Here is a 22579-nt window from a genome sequence, read left to right on the forward strand (position 1 = left end):
ACGTCCCACCGGCCGCAAAGCCGCAAATTTGACACTGAACCCGAGGATTGCCTGTTCAATCCTGCGAAATGGGCTAGTTTTTTCGATCCATGGATTTTGCCCCACTGATTGCCAAAAAATCGGAACGCTTCCTTGAACTGGAGGCGGAAATTGCCGACGGCAGCGTATTTGGGAATCCCCAGCACGCGCGCGACGTCATGCGCGAGCATGCCCAGCTCAAGAGCCTCCTTGCCGCCTGGGAAGCCTTCCAGAAGAAGCAGACCGAGCTGACCGACAGCCAGGAACTCGCCCGGGGCACCGACCCCGAAATGGCCGAGATGGCCGAGGCGGAAATCCCCGAAATCCAGAAGCAGCTGGCCGATTTCGAGCGCCAGATCCAGATCTCCCTCCTCCCGCCCGAACCGGGCGAGGACCGCGACGCCATCGTGGAAATCCGCGCGGGCACCGGCGGGGCCGAAGCCGCCCTGTTCGCCGCCGACCTCTACCGCATGTACACCCGCTATGCGGAAAGCGACGGTCTCAAAATTGAGGTGATGGAATCGAGCCCTTCCGACCTCGGAGGCCTGCGCGAAATCATCTTCCGCACCTCAGGCGAAGCCGTCTTTCGCAAGCTGCGCTACGAGAGCGGCGTCCACCGCGTCCAGCGCGTACCGGCCACGGAAGCCCAGGGGCGCATCCACACCAGCACGGCCACCGTCGCCGTCCTGCCAGAAGCCGAGGAAGTCGACCTGGAGCTTAAGCCCGAGGAGCTGCGCATCGAAGTCTGCCGCGCGGGCGGTCCCGGCGGCCAGGGCGTCAACACCACCGACTCCGCCGTGCAGGTCATGCACATCCCCACCGGCACCATCGTCCGCTGCCAGGACGGCCGCAGCCAGCAGAAGAACAAGGAAAAGGCCATCAACATCCTGCGCTCCCGCCTGCTGGAAAAGAAGCAGCTCGAAGAGGCGGAAAAATACTCCGCCCACCGGCGCAACCTGATCGGCGGCGGCGGCCGCGAGGAGAAGGTGCGCACCTACAATTACCCGCAAAACCGCGTCACCGATCACCGCATCGGGCTCACACTTTACAACCTGGACCGCTTCATGGAGGGCGAAATCGCCGAAATGGTCGGTGCCTTGCAAGCCGAGGACGTCGCCGAACGCCTTCGCGAGGCCAATCTCGGATAATCGCAGCAGGCTTTCCCCGATGGCTCGCCCGCTCTTCTCTGTCCAGCACTTTGGAAAACCACCCGGCAAGCCATCCCCTGACGCAGGCAAGCGGAGCTCCTCTGATTATGATCTGGGCCCGGGCCGGCAAAAAAGGTTATAAGCCCCCGACCACCCGCCTGCCATGATGCCCCCACTCACCCCCGAAGACCGCTTGCTGCTCATCGCGCCGCATCCCGACGACGAAAGCCTGGCCACGGGCGGGCTCGTCCAGCGCGTGGAGCAGATCGGCGCGGCGGGCAGGGTTCTCATGATCACCAACGGGGACAACAACCCGTGGCCCCAGCGCTGGCTGGAGAAACGCTGGCGCATCGGCCCCGCCGAACGGGAACGCTGGGGAGCCATGCGGCGCGCCGAGGCTACGGAGGCGCTCCACATTCTCGGCTTTCGCGGCCAGACGGAATTTCTCGGCTTCCCCGACCAGGGCGTGACGGCGGCGCTGCTCAAAAACGAAACAGCGCTGTTGGCAACCCTCATCGATCACCTGCGGGAGTGGCGGCCAACCTTCCTGGTCTACCCCTCGGCCTACGACCAGCACCCGGACCACAACGCCCTGCACGTGCTCATCCGGGTCGCCCTGAAGCGCCTCGGAATGGAGGGCCTTAAAGAATATCATTTCGCAGTCCACTGCCTCCGGCGCGATCTGGTCCCCGGAGCCGTCACGCTCGCCCTGGACGAATGCCAGCGCCAGCGCAAATACGATGCGATCGCGTGCCACAAGAGCCAGATGATCCTCAGCAGCAAGCGCTTCCTCGGGTACGCGAAATCCGAGGAGGGCTTCTTCGAGCCAATTCCGGCCACGCGCACCATGGCCCACCACCCCTTGGCGGAAGCCTACATCGAACGGGGAAAACTGCGCCTCTCCCTGCCGCTGCCGCTCTGTTGCCGGGGGGGGCTGTGGATCGCCGGGGAGCAGTCCTCGGGCGAGCATTTCCGCTGGAGCGTCCGGCTGCCGCTCCTGGCGGGGAAGGTACCCGTCACCGATCTCGTGACCGGAGAACGGGCGGGCGAAGCGGCCTTCAAAGTCTCGGCTCCGTTTGTGAGCTTTAAAATCCCCGTGCCCGCCGACACGAACCTGCTTTACGTGAAATACCACCGCCCGGCGATCTTCCTCGACCCCTCCGGGTGGCGGGAAGTGCCGGTTTAGCCAACCTTGGCCGCAGCCCCCTCGGGCCCCAGCCGCCGTACTTCCATGAAGTAGCGCAGCGCCTCCACCACGCCCTCGCTGCACCGGGCCCGGGCCACATAGCCGCCCGCTTTTTCCACGACGGCTTTCACCTCGTCGATGGCGTTGCCGGGAGCGGCGGGCCAGCGGGCGAAACGGCCATCGAGCATGGAAAGGTCGTTGTGGTGATCCCCCGCCGCGAAGGTCTCGGCAGGCGTCACGCGGGTCAGGCGGCAGAGTTCGCCCAGGGCGGCCCCTTTGGAGTAGTCCGAGTGGCAAAAGCGCAGGAAAACCGTATTGCGCTGGAAGTTGAACTGCGAGCCGGGCTTGCGCGTCGAGCGCAGGCGGGCCACCACGCGGTCCATCTCGCCGTCGTCCTTGGCGCAGAGGCCCACGGGGCGCTCGTTTTCGTAAATCAGCTCCGCCTCAGTCTCCGTGCGAACGTAGCGGAGGAACTCCTCCAGGTAGGGGGCCTCGGTCTGGAAAAGCCGGTCGTGGGCCAGGACGCAGCGGCGGTTCCAGTCCCCGTAGTCGCGCCACTGCCCGGCGGGGTCGCGGTGAAAAATTTCCCGCTCATTGGTGAGAATGTAATCCGGCTCCACGGGAAAGTGGAACTCCCGCAACCCGTCGAGCGCGAAGGCCAGGTCGCGGCCTGTATTGACAGCCCAGCGCACCCCCGCGTGCTGGAGGCGCCCGAAAAGCTCAAAAAGCTCCGGCGTCACCGGCGGCGTGGCAAAGTGGTCCACCAGGGTTCCATCAAAATCGGTGCTCAAAAGGCGAATCATCGCGGGAAATTGTAGCCGCCAAACGGCGGGGGACAAGTCTCCTTAAAAATTCAACGGATTTGCGTTCCGGCGCGCGCCCGGGTTATGTTTGCCCCATGAAATCCGCCTACGAACTCGCTATGGAGCGCCTGGAAAAAGTTTCGCCCACCGTCCAGCTGACCGAAGCCCAGAAAGCCGAGATCGCCGACATCAATACCCGGGCCCAGGCGCGCACCGCTGAAAAGGAGCTCTTCCTGGGCGGCGAGATCACCAAGGCGCGCGCTGCGGGAGACTTTGCCGCAGTCGATTCGCTCGAAAAACAGCTCGTCGCCGAACGCCTTCGCATCCAGGAGGAAGCCGAGGCCAAGAAAGAGCGCGTCCGGGCGCAGGCCTAGCCGCCAGCGTCGCTCCGGCGCTCTGTTATTCCGCCACCACCGAGGCAAGGCCGCGCGTGATTTCCTGGAAAATCCGCTGCAACTCCGCAAGCTTCACCGGCTTGGGCAGGAACGCCGTGGCCCCCGACTCGGCCAGAAACGGACTCTCCACCCCGAGCGCGCCCGAGAGCAGGATGATCTTCACCTCTGGCCGCCGGGAAAGAATGTGCCGACAGAGCGTCAGGCCGTTGATGCGGGGCATGACAATATCCATCAGGATCACATCGGGGTCGAACCGGGCCACGCTGCGCAGCACGTCCAAACCGCCCGTCGTGACCGTCGATATTATAGCCTGGTTCTCGTGCCGCAGGTAGGAAGCCAGGGCGCAGGCCAGTTCGCGATCATCATCGGCAATCAGGAGTCTCACGCGGGATTGTAAGAGAAACTTCCGTGCCAGAGTTTCAAAATAGTGTATTCTAAATTCCATGAAAGCCCACTCAACCTTGCAACCGGGCGATCCAGCCCCCGGGTTCACCGCCACCGCCGTGGGGGGCATTTATGGAGTCGGCGCACCCGTTTCGCTCAAAGATTTTGCCGGGCAGACGGTGATCCTCTACTTTTACCCGAAGGACGACACTCCGGGCTGCACGCGCCAGGCCTGCGGGCTGCGCGATGGCTGGCACCTGTTCTCCGAACGGGCCGTGGTGCTCGGGATCAGCCCCGACTCAGTGGAGCGGCACGAGAAATTCATCGCCAAATACGAGCTCCCCTTTCCGCTGGTGAGCGACGAGTCCAAGGAGATCTCGCTGGCCTACGGCGTCTGGGTTGAGAAGACCAACTACGGCAAAAAATACATGGGCGTGGAGCGTTCGACGTTCATCATCGGAGCCGACGGGACGCTGAAGGCGATTTTCCGCAAGGTGAAGCCCGAGGAACATGTGGAGAAGCTGCTTTCCGCGCTTGAATAACCGGCTCGAAACCGCCATGGGAGAAGGGATAAAGGCATGTTGACGATTCAGCAACTCGCACGCGGGTTTGAGAAGGTGCTTTTCCGCCTGCCGGGGCCGATCCGCAAGCCCGTGGAGCGGGAATGGCGGCCGCTCCAGGAGTTATTTTTGCAACACCGGCCCGCCCGCGTTCTCATCATTGGCGAACCGGGGGGAGAGACGGAGTTCTGGGCGCGCACGGTCTTTCAGATGGAGCCCGGGGCCATCGAGGCCGGGAGCGCGCCGTGGCGGGCTTACCAACACCAGGGGGCGCTGATTTTTGCCCTCGCGGAAAGCCCCGAAGCCGCCAAAACCGCGTTGGAGAGCGGCCCGGCGGATGTGTTTCTTTACATGACCCCGAGCGAACTGCCCGGCTACGCGCCGCTGCGGGGGGAGACCCCGGCGGTGCTGGGCGGAGCGGCCCGCGAGGTGCTGCTGGCGGAGATCGCCGCCCAGCTCCCGATGGAGGCGCGGCTGGAGTTCGCCCGGGCCAGCGGAGACGCCGCCGCGCAGCGGGAGATTGCCGCGCACCTGACGCGCTCCGCCGCGGCGGTCTGCACGGCCATCGGGGCGCAGCCGATCCCTCTGGCGGATTTCCCGATCCTGACCTCGCTGCAAGTGCTCATGGTCGCCGGGATCATCCACACGACCGGGCGCGAATGGAGCCTGAAGCTGGCGCGCGATTTCCTGGCGGCGCTCGGGGCCAACGTAGGCTTGGGCCTGATCCTGCGCGAGGGGGCCCGGGCGGCAACCAAGTTCCTGCCCGGCTGGGGTAACGCGATTTCGGGGGCGATGGCGGGCGCGGGCACGTACGCCATCGGGCGGGCGGCGACGGCGTTTTTCATCGAAGGGGTCTCGATCGGCGAGGCCCGGCGGCGCTTCAAGTTCCTCAAAGGCCGGAAGCCTAAGGAGCTGAAGTAGCCGAGGGAGCTGAAGGCGCGGGGGCCGGGGTGTCGTCCACTTTCAGCGGCGGGGGCAGTTCGTTTTTCTTGAGCAGCTGGATGCCGTTGATTTCGGGGTCGAAATTGGTAACGGGCTCGAAAAGCCGCCAGAGCAGCTCGGGCCGGTAGAGGTCGCGCCAGAAGACGTTGAGCACCGTCACGGGCTCGTAGAAGACCCCGGGCAGTTCGTCGAGGACGGCCATGGTATCCTTAATGACGGGGCCAAAGGCGAGCACGTAGTCGGGGGCGGTCTTCTTGATAAAGTAGAGTTCCGGCACCGAGGCGAACTGCCCCTGGCGCGGGGCTTCAAGCACCCAGCCGAAGGTGACTTGCGGCGCGTGGAACATCAGGGAGGAGACCGCGCTATTGGGGGCCACCCAGAGGGTCGAGCCCTCGGGAACGAAGCGCCGGATGGCCTCGGCGGCGGCGGTGAACGGATCGGGCGGCGGCTGGGCCAGCTCGCGCACGAAGCTCCACGGCGTGCAGCGCAGGCCTTCCCGGAAGAAGAGCCCGCCGTTAAAAAAGTTGCTCCAGAAGAGCCCTAGGCCGAGCCCGAGGACTGCCCAGCCGGGCCAGCGCAGCCGGGCCGCAAGCTCCAGCAGGGTGAACACCCCGAGCGCGATCATCAGCGGCAGGAGCGCGCAAAAGTAGCGCACATTGGCCACGCTCGTCTCGGAAAGCGGCTGGCTGGAAATGGCCGTCTCGGCGGCTACGAAAACGACGAAGGCGAGCAGCCCGCGCTTGAGCCAGGCGGTTCGGGAAACGAACGCCGCCCAAACCGAGGCGACCATCAGCGGCAGGACGATCATTTCGCTCCGGTTGAGGTCGCGCCAGGTCCACCAGAAAAGGGTGAGCCGGTCGGACAGGGTATTTTTGTAGAGATCCTGCGAGAGCCCCGTCCGGAAGGGGTTCCACCACGCCAGGATGACGAGCCCCACGACCAGCGACGGCAGAATGAGGATGCCCCAGTCCCCCCAACGCAGGGGCCGGACTTTCCGCTGCCATACCAAGTAATCCACGCCGAGGCAGAGGGCCAGGACGATGTAGAAGGAGTAGTTGAGCGAAAGAAGCAGCGCGGCGCAGAGGGAGAGAAGCGCCAGCTTGCGCCGATCGCCCTCCCATTGGAGGTAAAGGTAGGCGATGAGGCAGAAGAAGAGGGTCGCCGGGGCGTAGTAGTGGCACTGGCGGGCGTAGAGGAAAAATGAGACGTTGCCCAGCAGCGCGAGGCAGAAGAGGGAGGCGCTCAACGTGGAGGCGCGCCAACGCCACACCCACCAGCAGAGCAGCCCGACGGTGGCCCAGCCGCAGAGGGCGAAGGGCAGGCGCGCACCCAGGGCATTCTCGCCCAGGAGCTTCATGAAGGGGGCGTCAAAATAGGCGCAGAAGGGGGGCTCGCCTTCGGTGCGCAGGTTGTGAAGGAGTATCCCGCCGCGATAGGCTACGAGATTGCGCCCCACCCAGGCCTGGGTATCGCCGCATTGGAGCACGCTTTTAGTCCCCAGCGCCGTGCCCGCCTCGTCCTCCCACAAGGCGTAATGCCCCAGCCGGACAAAGATCAGGAGGGCTGAGAGGGCGAACGTGGCGATGAGCAGCCACGCCACCACACGCCGCGAACCGGCGGCGTTATGCGTTAAGTTGGGTTCCAGTGCTTCCATGGCGTTTTCGATCCTGCCGCACGCAGAGAACCACGGCGGCGATATAGGCAATCAGCGAAATCAGCGAGACCCACAGGCCGACGGTAAATGCGCGCGGCACATACTCGATGCGCAGGCGGTGATGCCCCGCTCCGAGCGGCACGCCACGCAAAATGTAGTTGGCGGGGAGGACCTGGTAGCCCTGCTGGGAGCTGCCGGGGAGCGCCCGGGCCCGCCAGCCGGAGGAGTAGGCGTCGGTAATGAACAGGATGGCCGGGGTGGCGGTATCGGCTTCAATCTCCAGCCAGTCCGTGGAGGAGCCGACCACGCGGGCGGTGTCCGTGGCAGCCGCAGCCGATTTGGCTAGCCCCGGATCACTCTCCAAAATCACCTCCCGGCGCGGGTCAAAGACCGGATCGTGCAAGGCGCGGAAAATGGCGTCGCGCTGCGGAATCACGCGCCAATCATGCACCAGCTGGACCTGATCCAACGGCGCCGCCGGGGACTCGATCACTTTGATCCCCTGGCCCGTCGGGATAAAGGCGTAGCGAAACCGAAGCATGGTGTAGAGCGGGGGAATCCGCAAGTTACCGCGCTGATCGGCAAAGCTGATGTACTGCGTGGCGTTATCGGGATCGCCCCCCTGGCTCCACGTCATGAACTCGGCGTAGCGGCGCTCAACGCCCGGGTCGGCCCCCCAAATGTCGTAGGCTCCGATCGACAGGGCTGCGTTCGGGTTGAGGAGGTTGAGCGAGCGGTAATTGCCAGGGTGCGTCTTGACGAAGTCGGCCAGCACGGCGGGCGCGATGGTCTTGGCGTCCACGGTGTCGCGGGTCCAGTAGGCGAAGATGAAGAGTTCCGTCGTCAGCAGCACGGCCAAGGTCGGCGCGGCGTAGGAGGAGCGCGGGATGTAATAGAGAATACCCGCGACGCCCAAAAGGATGAGGGCCGGGATGAAGAGCGCCCCTGCGGCGAACCCGCGCGCATGGTCGCCAAACTCCACGCTGGCGAAAGCGGCCGGGGGCAGGTACGACTCGCGGCTCGCCTGAACGGCCTTGAGGATCGGCTGCCAGCCCGAGGGGCCCAGGAGCGTGATCCAGATGGAAGCCAGCAGTACGACGCCACCCGCGATGGCCGTGCCGATCACGAATTTCCGCGACACCTTGGGGTTGCGCAGCAGGGCGTCGAAGCCCATGGCCGAGAGCATCCCGAGGAAGAGGACGGTCTGGAAGGTGAACTTGGAGATGCCCCGGAATTTGCCAAACCCGGGCACGTGCGCGTAGAGGAAGGCAAAGAGCGGCGTGTGGACGCCAAGGGCGAAAATGAAGGTAATAAGCGCCAGCCCCACCAGCCGTCCGGGCCCGAAGAAACGGCTCGTTCCGCGCCCATAGATCGCCCCGTAAACAGCCAGGACGAGGCTGACCGTGCCGATAAAGAGGGACATTTCCCAGAGATAGCAGCGCCCCCAGTAGACCTGGTTCTGCATGTCGCCGAAGAAGTAAGGGTTGAGCAGCGTAATGAGATTCTCCGGCGGGAAGCCGAACATCGCGGCGAACTCAAACGGCACCGGGATGGAGCGGATGGTCTCGCCGTTGGCCTGGATGGCCGTGAAGAGCTGTACCGCCGTCAGGAGCGAGCCGCCCGCGAAGATCACCCCGAGGCCGACGCCGGGAATGGCCATCTGCCGGAGCACGTTCGCCACTCCCTCCCCCTTGGAGTCCAGGGCGATGCGGGCCATGCCCCACAAGGTGTAGAACCCGGCGGCAATCGCGGTATAAAAAAGGTACTGCGGATGCCCCCCCAGGACCTGGAGCGCCACGGCGGCCATGCCCAGGAGCGCCCAGCGCAACGCAAGGCCCAAGCGGCCCCGGCTCTCGAAAATGCCGTCAATCGCCAGGAAAATCACCGGCGCCCAGGTCATCACGGCCATGTGGACCGGGTGGCCGGAGTAGACGTGCATGAAGTGCGGGCCGCAGAACATCAGGACCACGCCCGCGACGAAGCAAGCGAGCGGTTTCAGCCCCCGATAGCCCGCCCAGACGTACATCGCCATGCCCAGCAGCCAGACGTTGAGCGCAATGCTCCAGTTGATCCCCATGGCCAGCGGCAGGATCAGCAGTAGCAGGTTGGTCGGGTAGAGCATCGCCGCCTGGGTCTCCCCAAAGAAGGGGGCACCGCCAAAGATATGCGGATTCCAGAGGGCCAGGTTCCCGTGCGCGAGCTGGTCAAAGCCGAATTCGCGCCACGAGTAGAATTGCAGGAACATGTCCGTGCCCCCGTTGCCCAGGACGTAGTCGCCCGGGGCGAGCAGCATGTCCATGAACATCAGGAACACCAGCGCGCCAAAGGTAGCGGCGGCCTTCCACAACACGGGAAACGCGAGGGCGGGACGTTCGGGGCAAGGAGCGGTAGTCATGAGAGAAAAAAAGCGGGAGCTATCGGCGGGAAGAGGTGCGCAAACGCCAGACTTGCACCAGGTATTCCCAATACTGACGCCAGGTCACTTTGCTGCCCCCTTTTTTGCGTTCCTGAAATACGTAGCCGACTTCGGCGATCTTATCGAACTTCCCTCGGGCGAGGGTCTCCAGGAGGATTTTGTAACCCAGAGGGCGCAGCTGCGGCAGATTCGCGGCCTCGCGACGCAGGGCGAAGAAGCCACTCATCGGATCGGAAACAGCCCGGGCCGCCGAGGGCAAAAGCAGGATGCCCAGCGCCTGAGCGCCGCGCGAAAGCATTCGGCGAAAAAGGCTCCAATCGCTCACGCCGCCCCCCTCCACGTGGCGGCTGGCCACGACGAGATCCGCCCCGCCGCGCAGGGCTTCCAGAAGCTTCGGGAGCACTTCCGGCGGGTGCTGCAAATCGGCGTCGATGACCCCGAGCCACTCCCCGCGAGCCGCCTTCCAGCCGTCCACAACGGCGAGAGCCAAGCCGCGGTTCTCCGTGCGCCGGAGCACGCAAACGGCTGGGTTGCGCGCGGCGATTTCCTCAGCCAGCTTCCAGGTGCCGTCCGGGCTATCGTCGTCCACCACCAGCAGTTCAAAGCCATCGGGAGCCGCGTCGCGCAACAGAGCGTCGAGCCGATCCAAAAGCTCCTCGATGTTTTCCCGCTCGTTAAAAGTGGGGATGATAAGGGAGAAAAACGCCATGGGTAAGGTGGTAGTGCTTTTTAGGGGGGATTTCACTGCGGAGCCAAGAAAGCCGCCTTGCGTTTTCCACTAAAGCCGCGCCTCGGTCAAGGGGCCAGCGCTTTTTTAATCAAAGTGTTGCAATCATCGCACGCTACAACAGCCAGACAAACCGCCTGATCGAATTCAGCAGTTGATCCCCCCCTGGGGCTTACCCTATAATCCTACGCGGATATACTGATGTCCATGACCCAACCCGGCCTCACAGGACAAACGTTGACTCAATATTTTGACGCCTTACTCAGAAAAACGACTGCACGAGCTGGCCACTAAAGTAAAGGCCTTCGAAGCCACCGAGCCGGGCTCAACGCTCGCGAGCTACTTTGAGGAACACCTCGAGGCGCCCGGAGCCGTGCTGACGTGCGGAGGGGCGTTCGCCGCCGCGATTTCGCGCCAGGAATTCCTCGACGTCCTGGCCCAACCGCTCGGGCCGGGGATCTTCCTCCAACGCCCCCTCTCGGCCCTCGTCGAGCGCCCGGCGTACCGCCCGATGCTGATCCTCCCCGGCGACCTCTCCGCCGCCGACGCCCTTGCCCGCGCGATGGAACGCCCGGGAGCCCAGATGCACAGCCCGGTGCTGATCGAGGGAACCGGAGCCGTGGCCGACTTCCGCGCGCTCGTCGCCGCCACGCTGGAGGCCCATGACGCGACCCGCCGGGAACTCGATGCCGAAACCGCCCGGCGCACCGGTCTGGAAGAGGCGCTCGCCGACGCCCGGCGGGAAACCAGCGAGATCCGGCTTTCCAAGAGCGAATTCCTTTCCACCGTCAGCCACGAAATCCGCACCCCGATGAACGGCGTCGTGGGGATGACGGGGCTGCTGCTTGAGTCGGGCATGCCGCCCCGGGAACGCGAATACGCCCGCACGATCCAAAAAAGCGCCGCCCATTTGCTGGAAATCCTCAACGAATTCCTCGACTTCTCCAAAGCCGAAGCCCACGTCCTGACCCTCGACACCGTTGACTTTGACCTGCTCGGGGTCGTCGAGGACGTGACGGAGAAGTACGGCCCGCAGGCGGGCGAAAAGGGCATCGAGCTGGCGGAGTTCGTCGCCTCGACCGTGCCAACCCATCTCCGGGGCGACCCAGCGCGCCTCGGCCAGGTGCTCGATTACCTGGTGGGCAATGGGGTGAAGTTCACCACCCATGGCGAGGTAGTCGTGAGCGTTTCGCGCGAAACCGAGTCGGCGGACGACGTGCTGCTGCGCTTCGAAGTGCGCGATACCGGCATCGGCATTGCCCCGGAGGAGCGGGAGACCATTTTCGAGCCTTTCCGCCGGAACACCGACCCCTCCACCCGCAAGGTGGGCGGCGCGGGCCTCGGCCTGGCCATTTCCAAGGAAGTGGCGCAGCTCATGGGCGGCGAGATCGGCGTCCAGTGCCCGCCCGAAGGTGGCTCCCTCTTCTGGTTCACCGCCCGGTTCGAGAAACAGACGCGCATCCCGGAGAGCGCCACCGCGCCGCTCATGGACCTCTGCGGCGTGCGGGCGCTCATCGTGGATGACAACCCGACCAACCGGCACATCCTCCACTGCCAGCTCTCCTCCTGGCGCATGGTGCCCACCTGCGTCTCCAACGCTCGCGAGGCGCTCTCGACCCTCAAGCGGGCCCTGGACACCAAGCCCTTCGACGTGGCGCTCCTCGACATGCAGATGCCCGAGACCAACGGCCTCGCGCTGGCCCGCGCCATTAAAGAGGACGCCGTCATGGCCTCCACCCGGCTCATCATTTTGACCTCCATGGGGCGCATCCCCCAACAGGATATCCGCAACGCGGGAGTCTCCGCCTGCCTGGTCAAACCTGTGAAGCAGTCGCTTCTCTACAACCAAATCGCCACCGTCGTCGCCCAGGAACATGAGCGCACCGGCAGCGATGCCGCTTCGCCCTCTCCCATGAAACCCGTGCGCATCCTTGTTGCCGAAGATAACGTGATCAACCAGATCGTCACCTTGGGCCAGCTTGAGAAGCTCGGCTACAAGGGGGACTTGGCCGTCAACGGCCAGGAGGTGCTCTCCGCGCTGAGAAAGTACGATTACCCGATCATCCTGATGGACTGCCAGATGCCGCTGATGGACGGCTACGAAGCCACGCGCCGCATCCGCGCCAACGAAGATCTGCCGCGCCAGCCGCGTATCATCGCCGTGACGGCCCATGCCATGGCGGGCGACAGCGCCAAGTGCCTCGCGGCGGGCATGGACGACTACATCAGCAAGCCGGTAAAGCTCGAAGACCTCGCCTCCAAGCTCGCCCACTGGGAGAACGCCCCCTCCGCAGGCGGGCCCACCACGGAGCCGCAACCGGCAGCCCCCCTGGCTTCGTCAGCCCCCGGGGAACCCGAGCCGCTCGACCGCGAACGGCTCGATACGCTCAAAACCCTCGACCCGGACAACAGCCTGGAATTTTACGGCAAGCTCCTGGAGACCTTCCTCAACAGCGCCGAGGCGGACTTCCGCGCCCTGCGCATGGCCATCGAGGAGCGGGCCTGGGAACGGGCGAAGAACAAGGCCCACTCGCTCAAGGGCTCCAGCCGCAACATGGGAGCCGACCGGATGGGCGAAATCTGTCAGGACATCGAAGCGCTCACCGCCCAGCCCGACCGGCTCGCCGAATTGCAAGCGGCCCTGGAACGGCTTGCCCGCGAGTTCAACCGCGTCTGCCAGCAAATCCACAAAGAACAAGCCACGCTCTAACCTCCCCCATTCCCCCAGCATTCCCCGCCCAGGGCCTTTCCGTATTTTGGGTATGACTCCATACGTCGAAATCACATTCGGAGCTTTCAAAGCATACGAATCTCGTGTTCCCTCCTTCTTATTATGCAGCCGATGAACGAGTTGATTAGCAAACTCCACTTGGCGGCGGCCCGCATCGAGCCACCCAAGAGCCACCTTTCCGGGCTCTGCCACCGCCAGGGGCTCTCGCCGGATAACGTGGTGCTCCATCACCGGTCCGGGCGGGAGGGGGAGCGGGAGACCGCGAACTTTCATCACCGCTTCGAGCTGGCCCTGGCGCTGGACAAAGGCGGCGCGGTGCGCATCGGCGAGGCGACCTTTCGGCTCGGCCCGGGCGAGTGTGCCCTGATCTTCCCCCATCAGTTTCACCACTACCAGAACGTATCGGAGAGCCCCGCCGAGTGGCTCTGCATTACCTTCGACTTAAGCCATCCCCTGGCGGCCTCGGCGCTGCGGGACCGGCCCGTGGAGCTCGACGCCGAGGCGCTGCGCCTCGCGGAGTGCGTCATCGAGGGCTACCGCCGGGCGCTGCCGACCGATCCCCTGGGCGTCGCCTACCACCTCGCCCTCCTGCTGGCCCGGCTGATGGAGGCCGCATCGGTACCCAAGGAACGCCGCGCGGAGGCCGACTCCGCTGACGTGCGCGACGAGATCGTACGGAAAATCAACGCCTACGTGCGCCAAAACCTCCGCAACGCCCCCTCGCTGGAGGAGCTGGCCGGGAAGCTTGGCTATTCAGCTAGCCGCCTGAGGACGGTATTCCGGGACAAGCTCGGGGTAACCCTCGGGCTCTACATCCGCGAATCGCGGCTGGCGGAAGCGGCCCGCCTGCTCCTGACCACCGAGCGCACCGTCTCCGAGGTGGCCCGGGAGACCGGGTTCACCTCGCTTAACGCATTCTCGCGGGCGTTCGCAGCGTATTACAAAATCGCCCCCAAATCCTACGCCCTGCACTTTGCCCCGCCGAAGGCAAAGGTACGGAATAAACCGGAAAAAGCAGGGGCTAAGAGGGCTTAGAGCGAGGCGCTTAGGCCGCCGGGCCGGTCTTTTGGAGCGGCTTGGGCGTCACCTCGGAGCGGCCGATGAAGGTGGCGCCGTCCTCGATGATGAGGCGGGCGGACTTCAGGTCGCCGGTGAGGGTCGAGCCGGTCTTAAGCTCGCAGCGGTCCTCGACCGTCACGTTGGCCTGGACGCTTCCCTCCACGATGATCGACTTGGTCTTGATCTCGCCTTGGATGTGGGCGTTTTCGCCGATCGTCAGGTGGCCTGGCGAGTGGATTTCCCCCTGGACTTTGCCGTTGATGTACAGATCGGTGCGAAAGGTGATCGTCCCGGTGATTTCGACGTCGGAGGAAAGCGAATTGGTAGGGTTGGGCGTGGGCATAAAATGGTGATGGGAGCATCCACGCGAATCCAATTCTGTCAAACACGGCTTTCAAATTCGGGCGCTCAAACAGTTCTGCCCTCCCGCAATGGCTTGCCTCGCATCGCGCCTTTCGCGTATCAAAGCACCCTCTCAAACGCCATGATTACCTTTAAGGACTCTACTTTCCATCTGAGATCCCAGGCCACCAGCTATGTGCTGGCCATCGCCGCCTCCGGTGAGCTCGTCCACGCCTACTGGGGCGCAGCCCTCCGGGAACCGGAGGTGCTCCACCGCTTTAACCCGCACGATATCGCCTTTGCCCCGAGGCTTTTGCAGGACCGGGACGACCTGATCTTTTCGCTGGATACCACGCCCCGGGAATACCCCGACTACGGCCGGGGCGACTTCCGCTCGCCCGCCATCCAGGTGCAGACGGCCGACGGCTCGACCATCAGCGCGCTGCGCTACGTCAGCCACTCGATCCGCCCCGGTAAACCGGCACTGGAGGGGCTCCCTGCGACCTATGTGGAGGCCGACACCGAGGCCGATACGCTCGAAATCCTCCTGCGCGATGCCCTCACCGGCTTGGAGGTGGCCTTGAGCTACACCGTTTTCAATGAACTCGACGCCATCGCTCGCAGCGCGCGGTTCACCAACAAGGGCAGCCAGCCCGTCCGGCTCCTGCGAGCGCTGAGCGCCAGCGTCGATCTGCCCGAAGCCGGGTTCGAGCTGCTCCAGCTCAGCGGCGCATGGGCCCGGGAGCGCCACGTCGCCCGCACGCCGCTGCGGTCGGGCATGCAGTCGCTGGAAAGCCGCCGGGGGGCGAGCAGTCACCAGCAGAACCCGTTCATCGCCCTCCTCGACCCCTCCGCCACGGAGGACACGGGCCGGGTCTACGGCATGAACCTCGTCTACAGCGGCAACTTTCTGGCCCAGGCCGAGGTCGATCAGCTCGCCACCACGCGCATTTCCATCGGCATCAACCCGTTCGATTTCTCCTGGCTGCTGGAGCCGGGCGAGAGCTTCCAGACGCCGGAAGCCGTGCTGGTGTTCTCCTCCGAGGGCTTGAACGGCCTCTCGCAGCGCTACCACCGGCTCTACCGGACCCGCCTTTGCCGGGGCCTGTGGCGCGACAAGGTGCGCCCCATCCTGATCAACAACTGGGAGGCCACCTACTTCGACTTCAACGCGGAGAAAATCGAGGCCATTGCCTCCACAGCGGGCGAGCTCGGCATCGAGCTTTTCGTTCTGGACGACGGCTGGTTCGGCCACCGCAACGACGACTGCACTTCCCTGGGCGACTGGACGACCGACCTCAAAAAACTCCCCGCGGGCCTGCCCGACCTGGTGGGGCGCATCAACGCCCGGGGGCTGCGCTTCGGCCTCTGGTTCGAGCCGGAGATGATCTCGCCCGATAGCGATCTCTACCGCGCCCACCCCGACTGGTGCCTGCACGTGGCCGGGCGCGACCGCACGGAGGGCCGCCAGCAGCTCGTGCTCGATTTCTCCCGACCGGAGGTTTGCGACGCGATCATTGAAAAAATCTCAGCCGTCCTGGCCTCGGCCCCGATCACCTACGTGAAGTGGGACATGAACCGGCACATGTCGGAGATCGGCTCAGCCTCGCTGCCGCCCGAGCGCCAGCGCGAAACGGCCCACCGCTACATGCTGGGCCTCTACCGGGTGATGAGCGAGATCACGGGGCGCTTCCCAGAGGTGCTCTTCGAATCATGCTCCGGCGGCGGCGGGCGCTTCGACCCGGGCATCCTCTTCTACATGCCGCAAACCTGGACCAGCGACGACTCGGACGCCGTCGAGCGGCTCAAAATTCAGTACGGCACCAGCATCGTCTACCCGGTCAGCGCCCAGGGAGCCCACGTCTCGGCCTGCCCGAACCACCAGGTGGGGCGCGTTACCTCGCTCGCCATGCGCGGCCACGTGGCGATGTCGGGGAACTTCGGCTACGAGCTGGACCTTAACCAGCTCACGCCCGAGGAGCGCGAGACGGTCCGGGCGCAAGTGGCCCTCTACAAGGACCTGCGCGGCGTGATCCAGACCGGGACGTTCTACCGCCTGCGCAGCCCGTTCGAGGGAGGCGACGCGGCCTGGATGAGCGTGAGCGAAGACGGTTCGCGCGCGGTGGTCTTCTACTTCCAAGTGCTCGCGCAGCCCAACCCCGGCACGGCGCTCCTGCGGCTGCGGGGCCTCGATGCCGACCGCCGCTACCGCGTGGCGGAACTGGGCCGGAGCCTCGGCGGCGACGTGCTCATGAATGCGGGCCTGCGGGTGGACTTCCCCCACCCAGGCGATTTCCAGAGCCTCATCTGGCAGCTGGAACGCGAATAGCCAAAACCAAAATAAAAAAAGGCGCGTCCACTCTCGGACGCGCCTTTTTTCTAAAACCAATCTTTCCCAGCGGTTACGCGCCGATCTCCCGCACAATCGCCTCGGCAATCAAGTCCGCCCGGGCATTGATCTTCCCGGCATCGCGGCCTTCGATGAGGAGGCGGATCTTCGGCTCGGTGCCGGAGTAGCGCAGCAGGACGCGGCCCGCGCCGTCCAGCTCGGCCTCGGTATCCTTGACCATTTTGAGGACATCCGGGAGCTGCTCCAGGGGTCGCTTCTGGCGCACCTTGAGGTTGCGCTGGGCCTGCGGATATTTGGAAAGGCAGCGCTTGAGCTCGCTGAGCGGCTTGCCGGTCTCGACCATGATGCGCAGGACTTGCAGCGCGCTCACGATGCCGTCGCCGGTGCTGGCGAAGTCGCGGAAAATCATATGCCCGCTCTGCTCGCCGCCGAGGTTGTAGTTGCCGCGCATCATCTCCTCGATAACGTAGCGGTCGCCCACCTGCGCGCGCAGCACCCGCCCGCCCGCCTGGGCGAGGGTTTCGTCGAGGCCGAAGTTGCTCATGATAGTGGCAACAAGCGTGTTCTCGACCAGCTCGCCTTTTTTGATCATGTCGAGCGCGGCGATGGCCATGATCTCGTCGCCGTCGACGACCTCGCCTTTTTCGTCGCACAGCATCAAGCGGTCGGCGTCGCCGTCGTGGCTGATGCCCACGTGCGCGCCGACGTTCTTGACGGTCCGGGCGATTTCCTCCGGATGCGTGCTGCCGCAGTTGGCGTTGATGTTGCGGCCATTGGGGGCGTTATGAATGACGTGCACCAGGGCCCCCAGCTCGCGCAGGATGCACGGCGAGGATTTGTAGGAAGCGCCGTTGGCACAGTCGAGCGCGACGTGGAGCCCCTCCAGCGTGAGGCCGCGAGGGAAGCTCGACTTGGCAAACTCGATGTAGCGGCCCAGCGCGTCGTCGATGCGCGTGGCGCGGCCGATGTGGTCGGCGATGGGCCGGATGGCCTCGATCTCGCCCGAGAAGACAAGGTTCTCGATGCGCGCCTCGATGGCGTCGTCGAGCTTGTAGCCGTCGTGCCGGAAGAACTTGATGCCGTTGTCCTCGTAGGGATTGTGCGAGGCGGAAAGGACGATGCCCGCGTCGGCCCGCAGTGAGCGGGTGATGTAGGCGACGCCCGGGGTGGGCAGCGGCCCGATCAAGAGCACATCGACGCCGAGCGAGGTGATGCCCGCCACGAGCGCCGTCTCCAACATGTAGCCGGAGATGCGGGTATCCTTGCCAATGACGATCTTCGGGCGGCCCCCGAAGCCGTGAGGACGGCCATTGGGCTGGGCAAAAACGTGGGCTGCGGCGCGCCCAAGCTTGAGGGCGGTCTCGGCGGTTACGGGCTCGACGTTGGCCACACCACGCACGCCGTCGGTTCCGAAAATTTTGCGGGACTTAGGAGAGGACATGGGGGGTGGAAAGCGGGGTTCTAGGGTTCATCGGGGTTGTATCGATCGTCTTTTTGATGAGGAACCAGAGGATGCTCGCGGCCAGAAGCGCCAGCAGCTTCGCCTCCCAGTTCTCCAGAATCAGATTCTTCATATTTCTCCAGAAGCAGTAATTGGCTTAAGCGCTTTTTGAATTCGTCGGGATCGAAATCGCGCTCGATGCGGCCCCGGTGGCAGATGGAGACGTTGCCGGTCTCTTCGCTGACGACGATGGCAATGGCGTCGCTCTCCTCGGTGATGCCAAGGCCCGCGCGGTGACGCAGGCCCAGGTTGCGGTCGAGATCGTGCCGCTGGCTGACCGGGAAGATGCACGCGGCGGCTAAAATGCGGTCGTTGCGCAGAATGAGCCCGCCATCGTGCAGCGGGGTCTTCGGATGGAAGATAGTAACGATCAGCTCCGTGGAGAGCTCGCTATCGACGGTCACGCCGCTCTCGGCAAAGGCATGGACATTCGACTCGCGCTCCAGGGCGATGAGCGCGCCGAGCTGGCGGTTGGAAAGTTCGAAGGCGGCCTCGGCCAGAACCTCGATGGTCTCGCGCTTCTGCGTGACGGTGGAGAAAATATGCTGGCTGCCCAGGGCCGCGAGCGCCCGCCGCAGCTCCGGCTGGAAGATGACCACGAGCGCCACGACCATGAAGGCCGTGAACGAGCGAATTAAGAAGTAAATGACCTGGAGCTTGAGGAGCTGCGAGACGAGCGTGAAGGTCAAGAGCAGCACGAGCAGGCCCGTGAGCACCTTCGCGCCGCGCGTGCCGCGAAAGTAAAGGTAGCTGTAGTAGATGGCCACCCAGAGGATGCCGATCTCGACGCCGGAGCGCCAGTTCTCATCCACGAACTCGAAGAGCGAAAATGCGAGCGTCGGTATCATTGCGCCAGGATCGCCTCCGTCATCCGGAGGGCCTCCACGTTGGCCCGCACGTCGTGGACGCGGAACACAGTGGCCCCCAGCTCACGGCCAAGGCTCGTGAGGGCGACGGTGGGCCAAAATCGTTGTTCGAGTGCCATATCGTGGTTCAGTTTTCCCAAAAAGTTCTTGCGCGAGACCGCCCAGACCATCGGGCGATCGGGCATTTCCGGCGGGCACAACGCGCCGACATGGGCCAAAAGCGCCAGGTTGTGCTCCACCAATTTGCCGAATCCGGGACCGGGGTCGAAGGCAATCCGCAAAGGATCGAGCCCCGAGCCTAAGGCGAGCGCGGCGCTTTGTCTAAAAAAATCCCGGACTTCGGCCACAACGTCGCCATATTCAGGGGCCTGCTGCATGGTGCGCGGGGTTCCCCTCATGTGCATCAGGACGACGCCCGCGCCCGATGCGACCACGGTGTGGGCCATCTCCGGGTCGCCCCGCAGCGCGGTGATATCGTTGATGATCCCGGCTCCGGCCTCCAGTGCGGCGCGCGCCACGGCGGCTTTGCTGGTATCAATCGAGATCTCGGCCTTGAGCTTCCCGGCCAGCGCCTCGACGACCGGGATGACGCGGCGCAGTTCTTCTTCCAGCGGCACGGGGTGCGAGCCGGGCCGGGTCGATTCACCGCCGATGTCGATGATCTCGGCCCCGGCGGCCTCCATTTCAAAAGCGTGGGCGACGGCGGCCTCGTGGCTGAAAAATTTGCCGCCATCGGAAAATGAATCGAGCGTGAGATTCAAAATCCCCATCACCACCCCGCGCGAGGAAAGGTCGAAAAGGCGATGTTTGGTTTGCCAGAGCATGGGGATTGATTTCACCAAAGGGGACACAGGGAACACGGGGGGAGGAGGAGAAAAAAGGTGAGTCACCCTCTTGCCGCAGGCTTCCTCCGGCGCGGGAATAACCGCTTGATGCGTTCCGTGCGCTCGCCGTCCGGCTCGGTAATATCTGCCAAGAGTCGCTCCGCGTCCACTCCAAGATATTGTTTGATGAGTACGAAGGTCGTTACCGAAAAGGGGTATACCCCGCGCTCCACGTTACTGAGTGTCTGGACATGGATGCCCATGAGCTCCGCCAAACACTCTTGCGTCAGGCCGGCTTTCAGCCTTGCCGTGCGGATGTTTTTTCCGATCACCTGAAGCATTTTGCGTTCGGTCACACATGCAGTATCGCAAGAAACACCATGCGCTTGACATCGATTATACGCTTAGTTAATTTTCTCGTCGCCCTGGGAAGCCTGCGCCATATGCAGCTGGACCGCGGGGGGGCTAATCCTTCTCCGCGGTCTTCAGTGCTTCTGCAGCTCGCTTTTTGAAAGCAAATCATCAAGTCGATCCCGCGTGAGGAGCGCTCCAAGCCAGGATCAGAGCGGCGCCCCAGACCAACCCTGTCACCATGGCTCCAATCAACAGCCCCATCAGCGGAACGGCATCCACAAACGGAATGCCAATCAGCGGCGCGCCCACTAAAACCAGCGCGGCCTGCACCAGGGTGTAAAAGCTGGCGAACCGAGTATAACGGCGGCGAATTACAAGCTTCGGCAAATAGACGAGCCCACTAACGGCGATCCCCAGAAAGACAATCACCCAAAGGCGATACCAAACCGGCCACTCGCCAAAAAGCGCGGGAATATAGGCTAAGCCAAACAGCACCGGCCAACACAGGAACAGAAGGGCCAGCCCCCGGACGGAATCGATCCCGCTTTTAACTGAAGCCGTGGTTCCCTGCTTGTCGTTTTGGCTGGCCACGCAGCGAGCTTAGCAGGTTCGGCGCGCCGGACTCAAGCCTTCGCCAGCGTCTCGCTACGCTCGCAGCGAAGCGCGCGGATTTTCGGCTCGGCAGGGAAGGGTTCGTCGCGGTCCAGGTGCCGGTCGCAGATCTCGAAGAACTCTTTTTCCAACGCGGCCCGGCGGATTTCGTGGAGGAATTGGTCCCCTTCCCCGATCCCCTGTCCGATGAAGTTCATGTATTTCTTGAGCTTGGCGACGTTGGCCGGTTCGTTCAGATGCGGCACGCGGGTCTCAGCGTAGAGATGCGCGATGTAGGCGCGCAGGTCCCGCAAGCTGGGATGAAAGACGGGCCGCCCGGCCTCGGCATCGCGGATTTGCTGGAAGAGCCACGGGTTGCGAATGGCCCCGCGCCCCATCATCAACCCCGCCGCGCCCGTCGAATTCAAGGTTTCGCGAGCCAGCGCGACGGAGAGGACGTTGCCGTTGGCGAACACCGGGGCGCGCAGGCGCTCGACGGCCTGCCGGATGCGGTCCAAGTGCACGGCCGTGCGGTAGAGTTCTTTAACCGTGCGGCCGTGGACGGTGAAGGCGTCGATCTCGTGCGCGGCAAAAATTTCCAGCAAGCGATCGAACTCAGCAGGATCGCTGGTGCCGATGCGCGTTTTGACCGTGAAGGGAATGGAGATTTCCGGCCGCAAGGCGCGCAGAATGGCGTCGATGCGCTCGGGGAATTTCAGCAAGCCTCCGCCCGCGTGCTTGCGGCAAACCACGGGCGCGGGGCAGCCGAGGTTCAGGTCGATGCCGAAGATGGGGTGCGTCTGAAGGGCCTTGGCGGTGCGGATGAGTGAGGGAATATGCTCTCCGATCATCTGGGCTATCACTGGGCGGCCCGTCGGGTTTTCATCGATGGAGCGCAGAATATGGCGCTCCGGCTTCGAGTCCCGATGCACTCGGAAATACTCAGTATAGTAAAGATCGGCCCCGCCATAACACTGCATGACCCGCCAGAACGGCAGGTCGGTGATGTCCTGCATGGGGGCAAGCACCAGGAGCGGGCGGTGGGCAGCGATGAGTTCGTCTACGGAAGGCATGGGAAAAAACAGCGGAAGCCCCACATTCTACGCCCTTTCCCCCTCCTTGTCCTCTGTGATCTCTCGGTTCTCCGTGGCCCTCCCCGCCCCATCCTCCCCAAAAAAATGAGACACCCCGTTTGGCCAAATGGCTAAACGGGGTGTCTCGTATCGAGGGGGAAAGTCCCTTGAAAAGAGGTCTTAGATCTTGCTCTTGAGGTCCTTGCCCGCAGCGAATTTCACGGTCTTGGACTTCTTGATCTTGATCTTTTCACCCGTCTTCGGGTTCACACCCAGGCGAGCGGCGCGCTCGGCAACCTTGAAGGTGCCGAAGCCGATGAGCTGAACGCTCTTGGATTTCTTCAGGCCAACTTTGATGCTGTCGATCACGGCGCTAACGGCGCGCTCTGCTTCAGCTTTGCTGGCACCGAGGGTCTTTTGTACGGATTCAACGAGTTCTGCCTTGTTCATGTTTGGATCTTTTAGAGGTTTGTTCCGGGTTTGAGTTAAACTACTTGAACTTAGGGGACCTCTGGGAATCCAGAAATCCTTGGTCCGTGTTGTGTCACTGGCGTTTTACGATGTCAAAGAGATTCTGCAAAAACCCATAAAAAACCGCCAAGCGCCTGTTTATCGGCGTTGCCAAGCAGCCCAACGCGTGGGAAATTTAGGGAAT

The 22579-nt window shown here is 63.8% G+C and carries 21 protein-coding genes; 8 read left to right on the plus strand and 13 right to left on the minus strand.

What is annotated here, in order from left to right; all coding sequences use genetic code 11:
• Positions 1-89: 89 nt before the first annotated feature.
• Positions 90-1166, plus strand: coding sequence for a peptide chain release factor 1 (gene prfA / locus B2828_RS00390; protein WP_479631690.1), 1077 nt, complete (start codon positions 90-92; stop codon positions 1164-1166).
• Positions 1167-1329: 163 nt separating this feature from the next.
• Positions 1330-2352 (plus strand): PIG-L deacetylase family protein, encoded by a 1023-nt coding sequence (locus B2828_RS00395; protein WP_479631691.1) that lies wholly within the window; start codon positions 1330-1332, stop codon positions 2350-2352.
• Here B2828_RS00395 and B2828_RS00400 read toward each other — a convergent pair.
• Positions 2349-3155, minus strand: coding sequence for an HAD family hydrolase (locus tag B2828_RS00400; protein WP_479631692.1), 807 nt, complete (start codon positions 3153-3155; stop codon positions 2349-2351). The two genes, B2828_RS00395 and B2828_RS00400, sit on opposite strands and share 4 nt — an antisense overlap.
• A 95-nt stretch (positions 3156-3250) precedes the next feature.
• On the opposite strand from B2828_RS00400, the gene B2828_RS00405 reads away from it, so the two are divergent.
• A complete protein-coding gene (locus B2828_RS00405; RefSeq protein WP_479631693.1) occupies positions 3251-3529 on the plus strand; it encodes a hypothetical protein in 279 nt (92 codons plus the stop codon).
• 25 nt (positions 3530-3554) lie between these two features.
• Here the strand turns inward: B2828_RS00405 and B2828_RS00410 are convergent, their stop codons facing one another.
• Complete coding sequence (locus B2828_RS00410; RefSeq protein WP_479631694.1) at positions 3555-3935, minus strand: response regulator transcription factor; 381 nt, start codon at positions 3933-3935, stop codon at positions 3555-3557.
• Between the two features lie 58 nt (positions 3936-3993).
• On the opposite strand from B2828_RS00410, the gene bcp reads away from it, so the two are divergent.
• Positions 3994-4476, plus strand: coding sequence for a thioredoxin-dependent thiol peroxidase (gene bcp, locus B2828_RS00415; RefSeq protein WP_479631695.1), 483 nt, complete (start codon positions 3994-3996; stop codon positions 4474-4476).
• Positions 4477-4512: 36 nt separating this feature from the next.
• The gene (locus tag B2828_RS00420) at positions 4513-5415 is read left to right on the plus strand and encodes a YcjF family protein (protein ID WP_479631696.1); all 903 of its coding nucleotides are present in this window, start codon (positions 4513-4515) and stop codon (positions 5413-5415) included.
• Here the strand turns inward: B2828_RS00420 and B2828_RS00425 are convergent.
• Genes B2828_RS00425 through B2828_RS00435 form a run of 3 tightly spaced genes read right to left on the minus strand, consistent with a single transcriptional unit; the run spans position 5399 to position 10215 of the window.
• Positions 5399-7090 carry an ArnT family glycosyltransferase gene (locus B2828_RS00425; protein ID WP_479631697.1) on the minus strand — a complete coding sequence of 564 codons (1692 nt, stop codon included), beginning with the start codon at positions 7088-7090 and terminating at the stop codon, positions 5399-5401. The two genes, B2828_RS00420 and B2828_RS00425, sit on opposite strands and share 17 nt — an antisense overlap.
• The gene (locus B2828_RS00430; protein WP_479631698.1) at positions 7059-9485 is read right to left on the minus strand and encodes a hypothetical protein; all 2427 of its coding nucleotides are present in this window, start codon (positions 9483-9485) and stop codon (positions 7059-7061) included. The genes B2828_RS00425 and B2828_RS00430 overlap by 32 nt, the downstream gene beginning before the upstream one ends.
• Before the next feature lie 19 nt (positions 9486-9504).
• The gene (locus B2828_RS00435) at positions 9505-10215 is read right to left on the minus strand and encodes a polyprenol monophosphomannose synthase (RefSeq protein ID WP_479631699.1); all 711 of its coding nucleotides are present in this window, start codon (positions 10213-10215) and stop codon (positions 9505-9507) included.
• Between the two features lie 268 nt (positions 10216-10483).
• On the opposite strand from B2828_RS00435, the gene B2828_RS00440 reads away from it, so the two are divergent.
• Together B2828_RS00440 and B2828_RS00445 are read left to right on the plus strand one after the other, a co-directional pair.
• Positions 10484-12943, plus strand: a complete 2460-nt coding sequence (locus B2828_RS00440) for a response regulator (RefSeq protein ID WP_479631700.1) — start codon at positions 10484-10486, stop codon at positions 12941-12943.
• Between the two features lie 123 nt (positions 12944-13066).
• Positions 13067-13999, plus strand: a complete 933-nt coding sequence (locus tag B2828_RS00445; RefSeq protein ID WP_479631701.1) for a helix-turn-helix transcriptional regulator — start codon at positions 13067-13069, stop codon at positions 13997-13999.
• 10 nt (positions 14000-14009) lie between these two features.
• Here B2828_RS00445 and B2828_RS00450 read toward each other — a convergent pair whose 3' ends face one another.
• Positions 14010-14366: a bactofilin family protein gene (locus B2828_RS00450; RefSeq protein ID WP_479631702.1), complete on the minus strand. Its 357-nt coding sequence runs from the start codon at positions 14364-14366 to the stop codon at positions 14010-14012.
• A 141-nt stretch (positions 14367-14507) separates the two neighbouring features.
• Between B2828_RS00450 and B2828_RS00455 the strand changes: the two genes are divergently transcribed.
• The gene (locus B2828_RS00455) at positions 14508-16694 is read left to right on the plus strand and encodes an alpha-galactosidase (RefSeq protein WP_479631703.1); all 2187 of its coding nucleotides are present in this window, start codon (positions 14508-14510) and stop codon (positions 16692-16694) included.
• Positions 16695-16767: 73 nt separating this feature from the next.
• On the opposite strand, the gene glmM is transcribed toward B2828_RS00455, so the two are convergent.
• The 7 genes from glmM to B2828_RS00490 all read right to left on the minus strand — a co-directional run bounded on the left by glmM (position 16768) and on the right by B2828_RS00490 (position 22443).
• Complete coding sequence (gene glmM, locus B2828_RS00460) at positions 16768-18156, minus strand: phosphoglucosamine mutase (protein ID WP_479631704.1); 1389 nt, start codon at positions 18154-18156, stop codon at positions 16768-16770.
• A 20-nt stretch (positions 18157-18176) separates the two neighbouring features.
• Positions 18177-19064 (minus strand): diadenylate cyclase CdaA, encoded by an 888-nt coding sequence (gene cdaA / locus B2828_RS00465; protein ID WP_479631705.1) that lies wholly within the window; start codon positions 19062-19064, stop codon positions 18177-18179.
• Positions 19061-19906 carry a dihydropteroate synthase gene (folP, locus tag B2828_RS00470; protein ID WP_479631706.1) on the minus strand — a complete coding sequence of 282 codons (846 nt, stop codon included), beginning with the start codon at positions 19904-19906 and terminating at the stop codon, positions 19061-19063. The genes cdaA and folP overlap by 4 nt, the downstream gene beginning before the upstream one ends.
• Positions 19907-19968: 62 nt before the next feature.
• A complete protein-coding gene (locus B2828_RS00475) occupies positions 19969-20262 on the minus strand; it encodes a helix-turn-helix domain-containing protein (RefSeq protein ID WP_479631707.1) in 294 nt (97 codons plus the stop codon).
• Positions 20263-20428: 166 nt separating this feature from the next.
• Entirely contained in the window at positions 20429-20851 is a 423-nt protein-coding gene (locus B2828_RS00480; protein ID WP_479631708.1) for a hypothetical protein, read from the minus strand.
• A 32-nt stretch (positions 20852-20883) separates the two neighbouring features.
• Positions 20884-21924 carry a tRNA dihydrouridine synthase gene (locus B2828_RS00485; protein WP_479631709.1) on the minus strand — a complete coding sequence of 347 codons (1041 nt, stop codon included), beginning with the start codon at positions 21922-21924 and terminating at the stop codon, positions 20884-20886.
• 180 nt (positions 21925-22104) lie between these two features.
• Positions 22105-22443 (minus strand): HU family DNA-binding protein, encoded by a 339-nt coding sequence (locus B2828_RS00490; RefSeq protein WP_479631757.1) that lies wholly within the window; start codon positions 22441-22443, stop codon positions 22105-22107.
• Positions 22444-22579 lie beyond the last annotated feature (136 nt).

Source organism: Spartobacteria bacterium UBA695 (genome assembly GCA_002298145.1).
In the GTDB taxonomy this organism is placed as follows: domain Bacteria; phylum Verrucomicrobiota; class Verrucomicrobiia; order Chthoniobacterales; family Chthoniobacteraceae; genus UBA695.